Origin of the sequence: Brevundimonas diminuta 3F5N, assembly GCF_900163625.1 — a bacterium.
Taxonomy (GTDB): Bacteria; Pseudomonadota; Alphaproteobacteria; order Caulobacterales; family Caulobacteraceae; genus Brevundimonas; species Brevundimonas diminuta_A.
On the sequence record NZ_FUIE01000085.1, the window covers coordinates 37,843 to 52,576 of the forward strand.

16 protein-coding genes are annotated in these 14,734 nt (G+C 67.8%); 6 read left to right on the top strand and 10 right to left on the bottom strand.

Annotated elements, in window-relative coordinates:
• Positions 1 to 62 precede the first annotated feature (62 nt).
• The 5 genes from rplT to FM111_RS15430 all read right to left on the bottom strand — a co-directional run bounded on the left by rplT (position 63) and on the right by FM111_RS15430 (position 3,888).
• The gene (gene rplT / locus FM111_RS15410; protein ID WP_087141803.1) at positions 63 to 416 is read right to left on the bottom strand and encodes a 50S ribosomal protein L20; all 354 of its coding nucleotides are present in this window, start codon (positions 414 to 416) and stop codon (positions 63 to 65) included.
• A 112-nt stretch (positions 417 to 528) separates the two neighbouring features.
• Positions 529 to 726, bottom strand: coding sequence for a 50S ribosomal protein L35 (gene rpmI / locus FM111_RS15415; protein WP_003166435.1), 198 nt, complete (start codon positions 724 to 726; stop codon positions 529 to 531).
• A gap of 174 nt (positions 727 to 900) precedes the next feature.
• Positions 901 to 2,178 carry an MFS transporter gene (locus tag FM111_RS15420; protein WP_087141804.1) on the bottom strand — a complete coding sequence of 426 codons (1,278 nt, stop codon included), beginning with the start codon at positions 2,176 to 2,178 and terminating at the stop codon, positions 901 to 903.
• A gap of 80 nt (positions 2,179 to 2,258) precedes the next feature.
• Entirely contained in the window at positions 2,259 to 2,780 is a 522-nt protein-coding gene (gene infC / locus FM111_RS15425) for a translation initiation factor IF-3 (RefSeq protein WP_003166438.1), read from the bottom strand.
• A gap of 145 nt (positions 2,781 to 2,925) precedes the next feature.
• Positions 2,926 to 3,888, bottom strand: coding sequence for a glycosyltransferase family 9 protein (locus FM111_RS15430; RefSeq protein WP_087141805.1), 963 nt, complete (start codon positions 3,886 to 3,888; stop codon positions 2,926 to 2,928).
• Between the two features lie 82 nt (positions 3,889 to 3,970).
• On the opposite strand from FM111_RS15430, the gene FM111_RS15435 reads away from it, so the two are divergent.
• Positions 3,971 to 4,711 carry an alpha/beta fold hydrolase gene (locus tag FM111_RS15435; protein ID WP_087141806.1) on the top strand — a complete coding sequence of 247 codons (741 nt, stop codon included), beginning with the start codon at positions 3,971 to 3,973 and terminating at the stop codon, positions 4,709 to 4,711.
• 139 nt (positions 4,712 to 4,850) lie between these two features.
• Here the strand turns inward: FM111_RS15435 and hslU are convergent, their stop codons facing one another.
• Positions 4,851 to 6,158 carry an ATP-dependent protease ATPase subunit HslU gene (hslU, locus tag FM111_RS15440; protein WP_087141807.1) on the bottom strand — a complete coding sequence of 436 codons (1,308 nt, stop codon included), beginning with the start codon at positions 6,156 to 6,158 and terminating at the stop codon, positions 4,851 to 4,853.
• Positions 6,159 to 6,227: 69 nt separating this feature from the next.
• Complete coding sequence (gene hslV, locus FM111_RS15445; protein WP_179205129.1) at positions 6,228 to 6,797, bottom strand: ATP-dependent protease subunit HslV; 570 nt, start codon at positions 6,795 to 6,797, stop codon at positions 6,228 to 6,230.
• 174 nt (positions 6,798 to 6,971) lie between these two features.
• Between hslV and FM111_RS15450 the strand changes: the two genes are divergently transcribed.
• Positions 6,972 to 7,382, top strand: a complete 411-nt coding sequence (locus FM111_RS15450; protein WP_087141808.1) for a BLUF domain-containing protein — start codon at positions 6,972 to 6,974, stop codon at positions 7,380 to 7,382.
• A gap of 61 nt (positions 7,383 to 7,443) precedes the next feature.
• The gene (locus tag FM111_RS15455) at positions 7,444 to 8,190 is read left to right on the top strand and encodes a HesA/MoeB/ThiF family protein (RefSeq protein ID WP_087141809.1); all 747 of its coding nucleotides are present in this window, start codon (positions 7,444 to 7,446) and stop codon (positions 8,188 to 8,190) included.
• On the opposite strand, the gene FM111_RS15460 is transcribed toward FM111_RS15455, so the two are convergent.
• Positions 8,187 to 9,173: a 2-hydroxyacid dehydrogenase gene (locus FM111_RS15460; protein ID WP_087141810.1), complete on the bottom strand. Its 987-nt coding sequence runs from the start codon at positions 9,171 to 9,173 to the stop codon at positions 8,187 to 8,189. The two genes, FM111_RS15455 and FM111_RS15460, sit on opposite strands and share 4 nt — an antisense overlap.
• 119 nt (positions 9,174 to 9,292) lie before the next feature.
• Here FM111_RS15460 and FM111_RS15465 point away from each other — a divergent pair, with 119 nt between their 5' ends.
• From FM111_RS15465 to fabB, 3 genes are all read left to right on the top strand, one after another.
• Positions 9,293 to 9,799, top strand: a complete 507-nt coding sequence (locus FM111_RS15465) for an SH3 domain-containing protein (protein WP_087141811.1) — start codon at positions 9,293 to 9,295, stop codon at positions 9,797 to 9,799.
• Between the two features lie 80 nt (positions 9,800 to 9,879).
• Positions 9,880 to 10,419, top strand: coding sequence for a 3-hydroxyacyl-[acyl-carrier-protein] dehydratase FabA (gene fabA, locus FM111_RS15470; protein ID WP_087141812.1), 540 nt, complete (start codon positions 9,880 to 9,882; stop codon positions 10,417 to 10,419).
• Positions 10,420 to 10,481: 62 nt separating this feature from the next.
• On the top strand, positions 10,482 to 11,711 hold the full coding sequence (gene fabB / locus FM111_RS15475; protein WP_087141813.1) for a beta-ketoacyl-ACP synthase I: 1,230 nt from the start codon (positions 10,482 to 10,484) through the stop codon (positions 11,709 to 11,711).
• Positions 11,712 to 12,041: 330 nt separating this feature from the next.
• Here fabB and FM111_RS15480 read toward each other — a convergent pair whose 3' ends face one another.
• On the bottom strand, positions 12,042 to 13,388 hold the full coding sequence (locus tag FM111_RS15480; RefSeq protein ID WP_087141865.1) for a S1C family serine protease: 1,347 nt from the start codon (positions 13,386 to 13,388) through the stop codon (positions 12,042 to 12,044).
• Positions 13,389 to 13,515: 127 nt separating this feature from the next.
• Positions 13,516 to 14,721, bottom strand: coding sequence for an acyl-CoA dehydrogenase (locus FM111_RS15485; protein ID WP_087141814.1), 1,206 nt, complete (start codon positions 14,719 to 14,721; stop codon positions 13,516 to 13,518).
• Between the last annotated feature and the right edge of the window lie 13 nt (positions 14,722 to 14,734).

Sequence of the window (14,734 nt, forward strand, 5' to 3'; positions counted from 1 at the left end):
AAGCAAAAAGCCCCCCGGCGCGAACCGGAGGGCTTTTGCTTCATCCCGGATGGGAGAAAGGCTTAGGCCAGGGCCGCGCGAACCTTGTCGGCGATGCCCTTGAAGCTGGCTTCGTCGGCGGCGATCGTCGACAGAACCTTGCGGTCCAGCTCGATGCCGGCCTTGGCCAGGCCGTGCATGAACTGCGAATAGGTGAAGCCTTCCAGGCGGGCGGCGGCGTTGATGCGCTGGATCCACAGGGCGCGGAACGAGCGCTTCTTGTTGCGACGGTCGCGGTAGGCGTACTGACCGGCGCGATCCACCGCAGCCTTGGCGGTGCGGATGGTGTTCTTGCGGCGGCCGTAGAAGCCCTTGGCCTGCTTCAGAACTTTCTTGTGCTTGGCGTGGGACGTAACGCCCCGAGTGACGCGAGCCATTTTGGTTTTCCCTTCGGGAAGCCTCTAACGTTCGCCGCGCGGCGGCTCACTGCATGAGAGGCTTTAGTTCAAATTCGATTATGCGGAGAGGATCAGAGTTGCAGCGCGCCGATCAGGCGTACGGCATGTAGGACTTGATCTTCTTGGCGTCGGCGTCGGCCATGACCGAAGTGCCGCGGTTCTGGCGGATGTACTTCGAGTTGTGGCTGATCAGGCGGTGGCGCTTGCCGGCCACGCCAGCCTTGACCTTGCCCGTCGCGGTGAATTTGAAGCGCTTCTTGGCGCCCGACTTCGTCTTCAGCTTCGGCATTTTCACTCTCTGTCTTTTAGAGGGCTACCGCTCTTCGAGCTACTTGAGCCCGACCAGCGCCAGCCTGATTTAAGACCGCCCAGGCATGCCTGTTCGCCCGGCGGTCCGGTACGCGAAGGCGCGGCTTCTACGCCAAACGGGGACCGGAGGCAAGAAGAGTCCGCGTGAGCGAACTCAGACCTGAGCCGCCCGGCGGCGCGCAGCGCGCCCGGCGTTGATCGCCATCATCGCCGCCGGAACCGTCAGCACCGCTCCGACCAGGAAGGGCCAGTCCGGCCCAACGGCCGAATAGAGGACGCCCGCAACCATGGGGCCGACGATGCGCGCCATCGATCCGGCCGCCATGTTCAACCCCAGCATAGCCCCCTGCCGATCCGGCGGCGACGAGCGACTGATCAGGGCCGAGATGTTGGGCATGGCCAGGGACATGCCGCAGGCGCCGATCCCCATGACGATGGGAATGATCCACCCGGCCGACACCGGAATGACGAACAGCCCCAGGTCGATCTGCGTCGCGGGGAACCAGGCCGGGGGAGCCGCCACCTGCAGAATGAGCGACGTCCCGAACAACAGCATCCCCGCCGCCAGCACCCGCGCCTCGCCGAACCGCCGCGCCAGCCGACCGGCCAGCAACCCCTGGTTCACCGCCGAGACCAGGCCCACGATCATGAAGCTGAGCCCCACCTCGCGCGCGGTCCAGGCGTAGCGGTTCTCGGCCCACAGGCCGAAAGCGGCCTCCATCGCCGAAAAGCCCGCCAGATAGATCAGGCTGACCACCAGGACGCGCGACACCACCTCATCCGTGCGGGCGAACCGAATGCCCGCCAGGAAGGCCGGACGCGGCGCCGCCGGATCGGCCTTGGCCCGGCTCTCGCGCAGGAAGAACATCACCCCCAGCGCCGCCAGCACCGCCGCGCCCGAAGCGGCGAAGATCGGCAACTGATAGCCGACATGGCCCATCTGCGGCTGGGCCAGCAGACCGCCCATGCCCGGTCCGACGATGAAGCCCAGGCCGAAGGCGGCGCCGATCAACCCCATGCGCCCGGCCCGGCGCTCGGGCGGGGTGACGTCGGCGATATAGCCCTGAACGGTCGAGATATTGCCCGCGCCCAGCCCCGTGAACATCCGCACCAGGATCGCCGCCCAGATGTTGGGCGCGAAGGCCAGTAACAGATAGCCCACGGCGTTGGCGGCCAGGGTGATCAGCAGAACCGGCTTGCGCCCGATCCTGTCCGACAGCCGCCCCCAGAAGGGCTCGGCGAAGAACTGCCCCAGGGAATAGGCCGAGAACATCAGGGTGATCTGCCACGGCTCAGCCTGAAGGCTCTGCGCGAAGAAAGGCAGCAGCGGCACCACCAGGCCGAACCCGACCAGGTTGATGAAGACCACGGCGAACAGCACCGCCAGGGTCGGCGTCCCCGCGCCGGAAGCCTTTGTCGTCTGCGCCGTCATTCGTTCTCGTCTCGCCGGATAGTAAGACGCCCCAGCCATGCGGCCGGGGCGTCTTCAAAGTCTTCAGTTTCAGTCCGCGATCAGCGAGGCGCCAGGATCATGATCATCTGGCGGCCTTCCATCTTGGGCGCGAACTCGACCTTGGCCTCTTCCTCGAAATCGGCCTGGACCTTGTTCATCAGCTTCATGCCCAGTTCGGGGTGGGCCATTTCACGGCCGCGGAAGCGGATGGTCACCTTGACCTTGTCACCGTCATCGAAGAAGCGGTGCATGGCCTTGGCCTTCACGTCATAGTCGTGCGTGTCGATGTTCGGCCGAAGCTTGATTTCCTTCAGCTCGACGACCTTCTGACGCTTGCGCGCCTCAGCCTTCTTCTTCTGTTCCTGGAAACGATGCTTGCCGTAGTCCAGAATCTTGCACACCGGCGTTTCCGCATTGGCGACGATCTGAACCAGGTCCAGGCCCGCCTCTTCGGCGGCCTCCAGCGCAGCCGACAGCGGCATGACGCCCTGTTTTTCCCCGTTCTGGTCAATGAGCAGAACGCGGGCGGCGCGGATATCCTGGTTGATGGGCGGCCCGTCCTTTACGGGCGGCGCTTGCATGGGACGGCGAATGGGCGTCGTTTCCTTATGTGATCAGAAGATAGGCGAAACTGGTTGCAGGGATTCAGCGCGCAAGGCTGCGGCTGTGTTCCAAGCGGCCGGAATATGGCGACGCAAGGCCGATGTTTCAAGGGATTTCGGCCTTTCAGGCCTTTACGACGGCTTCGGCGACATAGGCGTCGTGCAGGTCCAGCACCGCCTCGAACACATGATCGACGCTCAGATCCTCGATCGGGGCGAACTGGCCGCGCGTCTCATTGGACGCCGCCGTGCGCGTCTTCGGCCCCCACGGGCCATAGAGCCACCACTCCGTCGGACCGAACAGGCCCAGCGTGGGCCGCCCCAACGCCGCCGAGACGTGCATCAGACCGGAGTCGTTGCCGACGAACAGGGTCGCCCGGTCGATGGCGGCGGCCGAGCACAGAATGTCGCCCTTGCCCACGCAGTCGATGGCGCGCGGTCCCCCCGCCTCCAGCGCCGGGGTCGCGGGCGGCCGATCGCCAGGCCCGCCGACGGGCATGAAACGCCAGCCGTCGAAGCGCGGCTCAGCCTTCAGCTTCTCGACCAGCGCGCCCCAGCGGTCGGCGGGCCATGACTTGCCCGGCTGGTGCGCGATGGGGGCGAGCGCGATGATCGGCCCTTCGCCCGGCCCGGCGGCCAGTTGCGGGTCGATGATGGCGGCGGCCTCGACGCGGGCCTGATCGTCGAGGAAGATTTCCGGGTCCAGCGACGTCGGCGAGCCCATCAGGCGCGAGACCATCTCAACCTTGCGCAGACCGGTCTCCCAGCGGCGGTTGTAGACGACGCGTCGTTTGGCCGGGATCAGATAGGCCAGGGCCGAGCCGCGAATGTCCACGACCATGTCCCACTGCGTCCCGCGCACCTGCTTCCACAGATCGACCCAGTGTCCGGCGGCCTTCTTCTTGTCGAGAATGATGACGCGCTCGACGTTCGGCGCCGAGCGGAAGAAGGGGGCGGGCGGACGACCGCAGGCGACGGTGATCTGAACGCCCGGCAGCTGACGCGCGATCTCGCGGATCACGCCCGAGGAGATGACGCAGTCGCCGATCCGGTTGGAGCTGACGAACAGGGCTTTGGGAGCAGACAAGCGGGCGCCTCGCGGCCTCTGTGAACACGGTCCGTCTCTGCTAAAGCCATTCCCCGAGGAATGACAGTCCGAGGAGTTTCCCATGTCCGACATCCAGACCCTGATCCGCCCCGACGGCGAGACGCTGGCCTATAAGGCGGTCAAGGGCGATGGCCCGACGGTCATCTGGATCGGCGGCTTCCGCTCGGACATGGAGGGGACCAAGGCGCTGGCGCTGGACGCCGCCGCCCGCGAGCGCGGCTGGAACTATGTGCGCTACGACCACTTCGCCCACGGCGTGTCGAGCGGAGACTGGAAGCAGGCCACCATCGGCCGCTGGCGCGAGGACGCCATCGCCCTGATCGACAGTCTGGAAGGCCCGGTGATCCCGGTGGGCTCGTCCATGGGCGGCTGGGTCGCCCTGCTGGCGACGCTGGCGCGGCCGGAACGGATCAAGGGCGTGGTGCTGGTCAATCCGGCGCAGGACTTCACCGAAAAGCTGATGTGGCCGGGGCTGGCCGACCACGAGCGTCAGGCCATCCTGCGCGAAGGCGAGACGGTCATCACCGAGGAGGGCCTCGGCGCCTACATCCTGACCCGGCGAATGTTCGAGGAGGCGCGCGACTGGCTGCTGCTGGACGGCCGGATCGAGATCACGGCGCCGATCCATGTGCTGCAAGGCCGCGCCGACGACGTGGTGCCGTGGCGCCATCAGGTCGAACTGGCCGAGCGCCTGACCGGCGGGGACCTGCGCCTCGACCTGGTCGAAGGCGGCGACCACCGGCTGTCCAGCCCGGCGGAGCTGGAGCGGCTGGTCGCAGCGGTGGCGGCGATGCGGGGCTGATTTCCTCCCCATGCAATGGGGAGGTGGATCGACGGCGCAGCCGACGAGACGGAGGGGCCGCTTGGTTCCAACGTCGCAAACCCCTCCTCCACTTCGTGGTCCCCCTCCCCACATCGTGGGGAGGAAAGGCTTCAACCGATCACAGGATGAACCGGCTCAAATCCACGTTCTTGGCCAGGTCGCCAACCTTCTCGCGCACCTTGTCCCCGTCGAAGGTCAGGGTCTGGCCGGACAGGTCCGAGGCCTTGAAGCTGGTCTCTTCCAGCACCCGCTCCATCACCGTCTGAAGACGGCGCGCGCCGATGTTCTCGACGGTGGAGTTGGCGGCCACGGCGGCGTCGGCCATGGCCTCGACCGCATCATCGGTGAAGACCAGTTCGACCCCTTCGGTCGCCAGCAGGGCCTGGTTCTGACGGATCAGATTGGCCTCAGGTTCGGTCAGGATGCGCTTGAAGTCGTCGCGGGTCAGGGCCTTCAGCTCGACCCGGATCGGCAGGCGACCCTGCAGTTCCGGCAGCAGGTCCGACGGCTTGGCGACGTGGAAGGCGCCCGAGGCGATGAACAGCACATGGTCGGTCTTCACCGGCCCGTACTTGGTCGAGACGGTCGTCCCCTCGATCAAGGGCAGCAGGTCGCGCTGCACGCCTTCGCGCGACACGTCGGCGCCGCCGCCGCGATCCTGACGCGCCGCCACCTTGTCGATCTCGTCCAGGAAGACGATGCCCTCGTTTTCGGCCAGCAGCAGAGCTTCCTTGGTCAGGCTTTCCTGATCCAGCAGCTTGTCGCTCTCCTCGGTGACGAGGGGCGCCAGGGCGTCGCGCACGGTCAGCTTGACCGTCTTGGTGCGGCCGCCGCCCATCTTGCCCAGCATCTCCGACAGGTTCAGCAAGCCGACGTTGCCGCCGCCGCCCGGCATATCCAGCCCCTGCAGCGGCGAAGTCGTATCGGCCAGGGCGATCTCGATCTCCTTGTCGTCCAGTTCGCCGGCGCGCAGCTTCTTGCGGAAGGCCTCGCGCGTGGCGGGCTGCGAACCGGGGCCCACCAGGGCGTCCAGAATGCGTTCCTCGGCCTGGCCCTCGGCGCGAGCCTTGACGCCCGAGCGACGCTTGTCGCGCACCATGACCAGGGCGCTCTCGACCAGATCGCGCATGATCTGATCGACGTCGCGGCCGACATAGCCGACCTCGGTGAACTTGGTCGCCTCGACCTTGAGGAAGGGCGAGCCCGCCAGACGCGCCAGACGCCGGGCGATCTCCGTCTTGCCCACGCCCGTCGGACCGATCATCAGGATGTTCTTGGGCGTGACCTCGTCGCGCAGGTCGTCGGGCACGCGCTTGCGGCGCCAGCGGTTGCGCAGGGCCACGGCCACGGCGCGCTTGGCGTCGTCCTGGCCGACGATGAAGCGGTCCAGTTCAGAGACGATTTCGCGGGGAGACAGATCAGTCATTCTTTTTTCCAGAAGCGCCTGTGTGCGGCGCTATCGTTCGCCGCGCGGCGGCTCACTACTTGAGCGCCTTCACAGGCTCTCGATGGTCAGGTTGCCGTTGGTGTAGACGCAGATGTCGGCGGCGATCTTCATGGCCTTGCGGGCGATCTGTTCGGCGTCCAGTTCGGTGTGCTCGTCAATCAGGGCGCGGGCGGCGGCCAAGGCGTAGTTGCCGCCCGAGCCGACGGCGGCCACGCCGTATTCCGGCTCCAGCACGTCGCCGACGCCGGTGACGGTCAGAATGGTGTCCTTGTCGGCGACCAGCAGCATGGCCTCCAGACGGCGCAGGTAGCGGTCGGTGCGCCAGTCCTTGGCCAGTTCGACGCAGGCGCGCGCCAACTGGTCCGGATACTGCTCCAGCTTGGCCTCCAGCCGCTCGATCAAGGTCAGAGCGTCGGCCGTGGCCCCGGCGAAGCCCGCCAGCACCTTGCCGTTCGCCAGGGTCCGCACCTTGCGCGCGGCGCCCTTCACGATGGTCGGCCCCATCGAGACCTGGCCGTCGCCGGCGATGACGGTGCGGCCATTCTTGCGCACCGCCAAAATGGTGGTGCCGTGCCAGTCGGGGAAGTTGGAGGCGGTCGTGTTCATGGCCGCTGACATGGCGAAGCCCGCCGTCCGCCGCAAGATCAGGCTTTGTCGCAACCGGCGTCCCGGCGCGAAAAGCTTAACCATAAGCAATTCTTAATCGCGCCATGAAAAGTGGACCGCCCTCGGTCGATCCGCCGCCTTGCCCGCTCGCGAGGAGGGGGGCGCGTCTTGTATTTTTGAGTTCCCTTGCCCCTGCACCGCGCCATCTATGTCAGCGACGCCGTCGGCGGCGCGGCGACCAGCCTTCTGATCCTGGCGGAGATCCTCGGCGAGTCCGAGCGCAACAATCGCCGCGACGGCCTGAGCAGCGCCCTGATGCGTCATGACGGGCGCTTTCTTCAGATCATCGAGGGCCGCCGGGCCGATATCGACCGCCTGATGGACCGGCTGCGACTCGATCCGCGTCACGAGAACCTGCGCCTGTTGTCCGACACGCCCGTCTCCGGCCGCCAGTTCGGCGACTGGCCCATGATCCTGGCCGAGCTGACGCCCGCAGCGGCCCAGCTGCTGAACGGCGAAGCCCTGGACCAGCTCAGCCCCGCCCGCGCCGAGGCCCTGCTGACGCTCGCCGTCAGCGCCGCCCCCGTTCCGGCCTGACGCATCGGTCCGACTGCGCTAGACAGTCGGCGTGACCCAATCTTCCGCTCCTCTCGCCCCCGTGCGTTTCTCCGACGAAGAGGTCGAGCGCTACGCCCGCCAACTGGTGCTGTCCGAGATCGGCGGCCCCGGCCAGCAGGCGCTGAAACGCGCCCGCGTGCTGATCGTCGGCATGGGCGGGGTGGGCAACCCGGCGGCCCTCTATCTGGCCGCCGCCGGGGTCGGGACGCTGGGCCTGATCGACGACGACACGGTCGCCCTGTCGAACCTGCAGCGTCAGATCGCCTTCACCACCGACGACCCCGAGCGCTCCAAGGTCGAGGCGGGCGCAGAACGGCTGAACGCCCTGAATCCGCACGTCACAGTCCAGACCTTCAACCAGCGCGTCACGCCGGACAGCGCGGCGGCCCTGATGCAGGACTTCGATCTGGCGCTGGACGGCACCGACGACTTCGAGACGCGACTGGCCGTCAACGCCGCCTGCGTGGCGGCGGGCAAGCCGCTGGTGTCCGGCGCCCTGGGCCGCTGGTCGGGACAGGTGTCGGTGTTTGAGGGGCGGCCCTGCTACCAGTGCCTGGTGCCCGAGATTCCGCCCGACGCCGAGACCTGCGCCCGCGTCGGCGTGGTCGGCGCCCTGGCCGGCGTCATCGGCGCCATGGCGGCGCTGGAGGCGATCAAGCTGATCACCGGCGCGGGCGAGCCGCTGACCGGCCGCCTGATGCTCTACGACGGTCTGGCCGGAACCAGCCGGGTGGCGAAGATCGCCGCCGACCCCGCCTGTCCCGTCTGCGGCTCAGATCACGCCTAGAGCATCGCCGGGATGACGCGGTCAGGCGGGCGGTGGCCGTTCTGCCAGGTCATGATGTTGGCGATCACCCGGTCGCCCATGTCCTGACGCGCCTCAATCGTGGCCGAGCCGAGGTGTGGCAGCAGCACCACGTTCGGGCGGCCGATCAGGCCGGGGTGGACCTTCGGCTCGTTCTCGAACACGTCCAACCCCACGCCGAACAGGGCGCGGCGGTCCAGCGCCTCGACCAGGGCCGCCTCGTCGATCAGCTCGCCGCGCGCGGTGTTGACCACGATGGCGTGCGGCTGAAGCCGGGCCAGGCGTTCGGCCGACAGCAGGTGGTGCGTCTCCTTCGTCGCCGGGCAGTTCAGCGAGATGACGTCCATCCGCGCCAGCATCTGGTCCAGATCATCCCACCAGGTGGCGCCCAGCTCCTCGGCGATCATGTCCGGGACGGGTTTGCGGTTGTGATAGTGGACCTGCATGCCGAAGGCCTTGGCGCGGCGGGCCAGAGCCTGGCCGATGCGGCCCATGCCGACGATGCCCAGACGCTTGCCCCACAGCTTGCGCCCGCACATCCAGGTCGGGCTCCAGCCCTCGAACTGACCTGCAGCGACGACAGCGGCGCCCTCGACGACGCGGCGGCTGACGGCCAGGATCAGGCTCATGCCCAGATCGGCGGTGTCCTCGGTCAGGACGCCCGGCGTATTGGTGACGATGATCCCGCGCCCGACGGCGGCGTCGATGTCGATGTGGTCCACGCCCGCGCCAAAGTTGGCGATCATCTTCAACTGTTCGCCCGCGCCCGCGATCAGGTCGGCGTCCAGATGATCGGTGATGGTCGGCGCCAGCACGTCGGCCCTTTGCAGGGCGGCGGCCAGGTCATCGCGCGACATCGGCCGATCGGTGAGGTTCAGCTCGGCGTCGAAAAGTTCGCGCATCCGCGTTTCGACGGCGTCAGGCAGGCGTCTGGTTAATACGACCTTAAGCTTGCGAGCGGACATAGGGGACCTGGGTTTTCCACGGGCGGCGCCCGTTCGGAACGGGTCGATATTCGGTGTCTAGCAAAGCTGCGGTCAGGTTCAAAAGGGCGCCTCGCGTCGCGGCCCTCGCCGCCGTCCTCATGACCGGCGTTCTCTTGGCGGCGGGTTCGACCATGCCCGACGGCCGCCCGACCCCGACGGGGCTGGAGGTGCCGCGCTGGGTGACGCTGAAGTCGTCGCAGGTGCGGGCGCGCCAGGGACCGGGCCTCGACTACCGCATCCTGTGGGAATACCGCGCCGCAGGCCTGCCCGTTCAGGTGATCGCCGAGACGCGCGAATGGCGCAAGATCTGCGACCCGGAAGGGTCCGTCGCCTGGATCCACCGCACCGTCGCCTCGGGTCGTCGCAGCGTCTTCAACCGCTCGAACGAAGCGGTGCCGATCCGCTCGGGCCGGTCCGAGACCGCCTCGGTCCGCGCCCTTCTGTCGCCGAACGCCCTGATCCCCCTGGACGAGTGCGAGGACGGCTGGTGCCGGGTGCGGGCGCGCAAGCTGCGCGGCTGGATCGCCGAACGCGCTGTCTTCGGCACGCAGGAGCGGGCCCTGTGCAACGCCGCACGCCCGGCCGGCGCCGGCCGCGCCTCCTGATCTCATATAGTGACGGCATGGTTGAGCGCGGCCTCCGGGTCGTGTAACCCGCCAGCAACACCTTTCGGAGCCGATTTCCCTTGAGCCAGTCGCAATATCCGTCGTCGTTCGATCACGAAGGCCTGCTGGCCTCGGGCCGGGGCGAGCTGTTCGGTCCGGGCAACGCCCAGCTGCCGGCCCCGCCCATGCTGATGTTCGACCGGATCAAGACCATCAGCGCCGACGGCGGCGACTACGGCAAGGGCTATGTCGAGGCTGAACTCGACATCAACCCGGACCTCTGGTTCTTCCAGTGCCACTTCATCGGCGATCCGGTCATGCCGGGCTGCCTGGGCCTGGACGCCATGTGGCAACTGGTCGGCTTCTACCTCGGCTGGATCGGCGGCCCCGGCAAGGGCCGGGCGCTGGGCGTCGGCGAGGTCAAGTTCACCGGCCAGGTGACGCCGGACATCAAGAAGGTGGTCTACAAGGTCCACCTGAAGCGCGTCATCAACCGCAAGCTGGTCATGGGCATCGCCGACGGCGTGCTCGAGGCCGACGGCGAGGTCATCTACACCTGCGCCGACATGCGCGTCGGCCTGTTCGGCGGTGCGGCCCCGGTGGAACCGGACGCCGCCTGACACCACTTGTTGGATAGTCGCGGCCAACGCGGCGTCCGAAGACTTTGAGGATTGGAAACACCATGCGGCGTGTCGTCGTCACCGGACTGGGCATCGTCTCTTCCATCGGCACCGGCCAGGATCAGGTCGCGGCCTCCCTGCGCGACGCCAAGTCAGGCGTCCAGCACGCCGCCGACCACGCCAAATACGGCTTCCGCTCCCAGGTCTGGGCGCCGCCGGCCCTGGGCCACACGGCCGAGGACTGGGCGCCGCTGGTCGACCGCCGCGCCGCGCGCTTCCTGGCCAACGGCACGGCCTGGGCGCACATCGCCTTTGAAGAGGCGCTGAAGGACAGCGGCCTGTCCGCCGACGAGATCAAGAACGAGCGCATCGGCCTGATCGTCGGCGAGGGCGGCCCCTCGACCCAGATCATCCTGCAAGCGGCGGCCACCACGGTCGAAAAGGGCTCGCCCAAGCGCGTCGGCCCCTTCGCCGTGCCCAAGGCGATGGCGTCCGGCCCCTCGGCCGTGCTGGCCACCTGGTTCGAGCTGAAGGGCATCAACTATTCGATCAGCTCGGCCTGCGCGACCAGCGCCCACTGCATCGGCGCGGCCGCCGAGCAGATCGCCTGGGGTAAACAGGACGTGGTCTTCGCGGGCGGCTGCGAGGACATCGACTGGTCCATGTCGAACATGTTCGACGCCATGGGCGCCATGTCCTCCAACTTCAACGACACGCCCGACAAGGCCAGCCGCGCCTATGACACGACGCGCGACGGCTTCGTCATCGCGGGCGGCGCGGGCATCGTGGTGCTGGAAGAGTACGAACGCGCCGTGGCGCGCGGCGCGACCATCTACGCCGAAGTCACCGGCTACGGCGCCAACTCGGACGGCTACGACATGGTGGCCCCTTCGGGCGAGGGCGCCGAGCGCTGCATGAAGATCGCGCTGGAAATGGCCGGCAACCCCAAGATCGACTACCTGAACCCGCACGGCACCTCGACGCCGGTCGGCGACAGCAAGGAGATGGGCGCGGTTCGCAACGTCTTCGGCGACGCCATGCCGATGATCTCCTCGACCAAGTCGCTGACGGGCCACTCGCTCGGCGCAGCGGGCGCGCAGGAAGCCATCTACTGCCTGCTGATGATGAAGCATGGCTTCGCCGCCGAGAGCGCCCACATCGAGACCCTGGACCCCGAGTTCGAGGGCATGCCGATCCTGCGTCAGCGCCACGACGGCGAACTGAAGCACGTCATGTCCAACAGCTTCGGTTTCGGCGGCACCAACGCCACCCTGATCCTGTCCAAGGTCTAAGCTTCACCGATCGGGAAAATACGAAGCGACACGAAAACGCCCCCATTCGGTCCTTCGCCCGCCCGGAACGACGCGCACACATGCATCATCGGCCCGTCGGAGTTCGGAAAAGTCCCGGATCCTGAACAGCCCCCCCAGCCCCCTGGATTTTTCCGCGTAGGGCTTCGGCGGGTCGATGCTTCCTCCAAGCGAGACGCCCGCGCCTGCCCCTCCTCCCCCTCCCCGGCAGCGCGGGCGTTTTGCTGTCCGCTTCCCACCAGACGCATAAGACTTCGCCCGCGCGACGCCGGGTCACGCGGGCGATTCCGATAAGCCTTCAGGTACGTGGGATCAGGCCGGCAGGTCGATCTCGACCCGTTCGCTGTCGCGCAGCACGATGACCGGCACGACCGCCTCGCCCGCCGCCTGAAGCCGCTGGGCCAGATCCTTCATATCCGCGATCTCGGCGCCGTTCGCCTGGACCACCACATCGCCGGCCTGGAAGCCCGCGGCGGCGGCGGACGATCCCGCCTCGACCACCGCGATCTGAGCCCCACGTCCCGAGGCCGGATTGCGCACCGTCAGGCCGCGCGCCATGGCCGCCTGAACGCCGACACGCACCGGCGCCGGATCGGACGGCTCGATCGTCAGCCGGGTCGAGGCCTCGCGGCCGTCGCGCAGATAGACGACCGGCATCTGGGTTCCGGCGCGGGCGATGCCGACCGTGGCCTGAACCGAACCTGCGTTGGCCACCGGGCGGTCCTGGATGCGCGTCAGCACGTCGCCGGGCTTCAGCCCCGCCTTCTCGCCCGCCGAGCCCGGCTCGACGTCATAGACCACGGCGCCGCGCACAATGTTCAACCCGACCTCGCGCGCCCGCTCGGCCGTCAGGGAGCCGAGGCCCAGGCCGACGCGGCCGCGCTTGACCTCGCCGGTGGCGCGCAGCTGGTCGACCACGAACATCATGATGCGCGTCGGCACGGCGAAGGCGATGCCGTCGTTGCCGCCGCCGAACCCGCCCGACAGGATGGCCGTGTTGATGCCGATCAGGCGCCCCCGGCTGTCCAACAGCGGCCCGCCCGAGTTGCCCGAGTTCACCGCCGCGTCGGTCTGGATGTAGTCCTCGATGGCGTCGCCCATGCCCGAGCGGTTCAGACCCGAGATGACGCCCATGGTCAGGGTCTGGTCCAGACCCAGGGGATAGCCGACCGCGAACGCCAGGTCGCCGCTGCGCAGGGTGTCGGAATCCACCGTCGCCACCTGCGACAGGCCCGTGGCGTCGATCTTCAGCACGGCGATGTCCGTCGCCTTGTCGGCGCCGATCAGTGTGGCGTCGAACAGGCGGCCGTCGATCAGGTCGACCGTGAACTTCTGACCGTTCTCGATGACGTGGTGGTTGGTGACGATGATGCCTTCGCGCGCGTCGATGATGACGCCCGAGCCGCCCTGCGACGGCTTGGGATTGTTTTCCGAGCTGGGACCGCGCGACTGGCCCAAGGTCGTCACCTGGACCACGGCGGGCAGGCTTTCCTCCAGCCCGGCGGCGAAGGTGAAGACGCCGCGCCGGGCGTCATAGGGCATGGCCGCCACAGGCGACTGGACAGCCGTCGCCGTCGCGGCCACGGGCGCAGCCTGGGCCATGCCGCTGAAGCTGAAGATCGCCAGGGCGGCGCCGGCCAGCAGGCTGTGTTTCGTCATTCCGGTTTCCTTCACGCGCCGACCGCCTTCGGTCGACAGACGGGCGAGCATCGCCGCCCTGCAGGCGAGACAAACGCGCGACAACGGCAAAGGATCGTCGCGTCGCGCGTTTTCTGCAACGCTTGTCTCAGAAGGCGGCTTCGCCGGTGATGGCGCGGCCCAGGATCAGGGCGTGAACGTCGTGCGCGCCCTCATAGGTGTTGACCGTCTCCAGGTTCATGGCGTGGCGCATGACGTGCAGTTCGCCGGTGATGCCGGCGCCGCCGTGCATGTCGCGGGCCTCGCGCGCGACGGCCAGGGCCTTGCCGCAGTTGTTGCGCTTCATCAGGCTGATAGCCTCCGGCACCCACGCGCCGGTGTCCAGCAGACGGCCCAGGGCATAGGCGCCCTCGAAGCCGAGGAAGATCTCGGTCTGCATGTCGGCCAGCTTTTTCTGCACCAACTGGCGCGCAGACAGCGGGCGGCCGAACAGGGTGCGCTCGGCCACATAGTCGCGGCTGGCGTGGAAGCAGAACTCGGCTGCGCCCATCGCGCCCCAGGCGATGCCGAAACGCGCCTTGTTCAGGCAGGAGAACGGTCCGCGCAGGCCCTGGACGCCCGGCAAGATATTGGCTTCCGGCACGAAGACGTCGTTCAGGCCGATGTCGCCCGTCACCGAGGCGCGGAGCGACAGCTTGTCGCCGATCTTGCCCGTGGTGAAGCCGTCGAAGTCGCGCTCGACGATGAAGCCTCGGATCACGCCATCCAGCTTGGCCCAGACGATGGCCAGGTCGGCGATCGGCGAGTTGGTGATCCAGTATTTGCCGCCGTTCAGGCGATAGCCGCCGTCGACCGCGACCGCCGTGGTCTTCATCGAGGCCGGGTCCGACCCGCCGTCCGCCTCGGTCAGGCCGAAGCAGCCGACCAGCTCGCCCGCCGCCATCTTCGGCAGGAACTTCATCTTCTGCTCTTCGGAACCGAAGGCGTAGATCGGATACATGGCCAGCGACGACTGCACCGACATGGCCGAGCGATAGCCGCTGTCGATCGCCTCGACCTCGCGCGCGATCAGGCCATAGGCGACATGCGACGCTTCAGAGCCGCCGTACTGTTCCGGCAGCATGGCGCCCAGGAAGCCCATCTCGCCCATCTCGGTCATGATGGCGCGATCGAACACCTCGTCGCGGAAGGCGGCGACGACGCGCGGCAGCAGGGCCTCGCGCGCATAAGACCGCGCCGCGTCCTGCACCATCCGCTCCTCATCAGTCAGACGGCCCGTCAGGTCGAAGGGGTCGTCCCAGCGGAAGGTCTGGCCCGAAGATTTCTGGGCGGAAGTGGTGTTGCCGTCGGCCATCGGTCGTCCTTTT

Bases quoted from the DNA above. Each gene is read 5' to 3' on its own strand.
- rplT (WP_087141803.1), bottom strand. From the start codon at position 416: ATGGCTCGCGTCACTCGGGGCGTTACGTCCCACGCCAAGCACAAGAAA.
- rpmI (WP_003166435.1), bottom strand. From the start codon at position 726: ATGCCGAAGCTGAAGACGAAGTCGGGCGCCAAGAAGCGCTTCAAATTC.
- FM111_RS15420 (WP_087141804.1), bottom strand. From the start codon at position 2,178: ATGACGGCGCAGACGACAAAGGCTTCCGGCGCGGGGACGCCGACCCTG.
- infC (WP_003166438.1), bottom strand. From the start codon at position 2,780: ATGCAAGCGCCGCCCGTAAAGGACGGGCCGCCCATCAACCAGGATATC.
- FM111_RS15435 (WP_087141806.1), top strand. From the start codon at position 3,971: ATGTCCGACATCCAGACCCTGATCCGCCCCGACGGCGAGACGCTGGCC.
- hslU (WP_087141807.1), bottom strand. From the start codon at position 6,158: ATGACTGATCTGTCTCCCCGCGAAATCGTCTCTGAACTGGACCGCTTC.
- hslV (WP_179205129.1), bottom strand. From the start codon at position 6,797: ATGTCAGCGGCCATGAACACGACCGCCTCCAACTTCCCCGACTGGCAC.
- FM111_RS15460 (WP_087141810.1), bottom strand. From the start codon at position 9,173: ATGTCCGCTCGCAAGCTTAAGGTCGTATTAACCAGACGCCTGCCTGAC.
- FM111_RS15465 (WP_087141811.1), top strand. From the start codon at position 9,293: ATGACCGGCGTTCTCTTGGCGGCGGGTTCGACCATGCCCGACGGCCGC.
- fabB (WP_087141813.1), top strand. From the start codon at position 10,482: ATGCGGCGTGTCGTCGTCACCGGACTGGGCATCGTCTCTTCCATCGGC.
- FM111_RS15480 (WP_087141865.1), bottom strand. From the start codon at position 13,388: ATGACGAAACACAGCCTGCTGGCCGGCGCCGCCCTGGCGATCTTCAGC.
- FM111_RS15485 (WP_087141814.1), bottom strand. From the start codon at position 14,721: ATGGCCGACGGCAACACCACTTCCGCCCAGAAATCTTCGGGCCAGACC.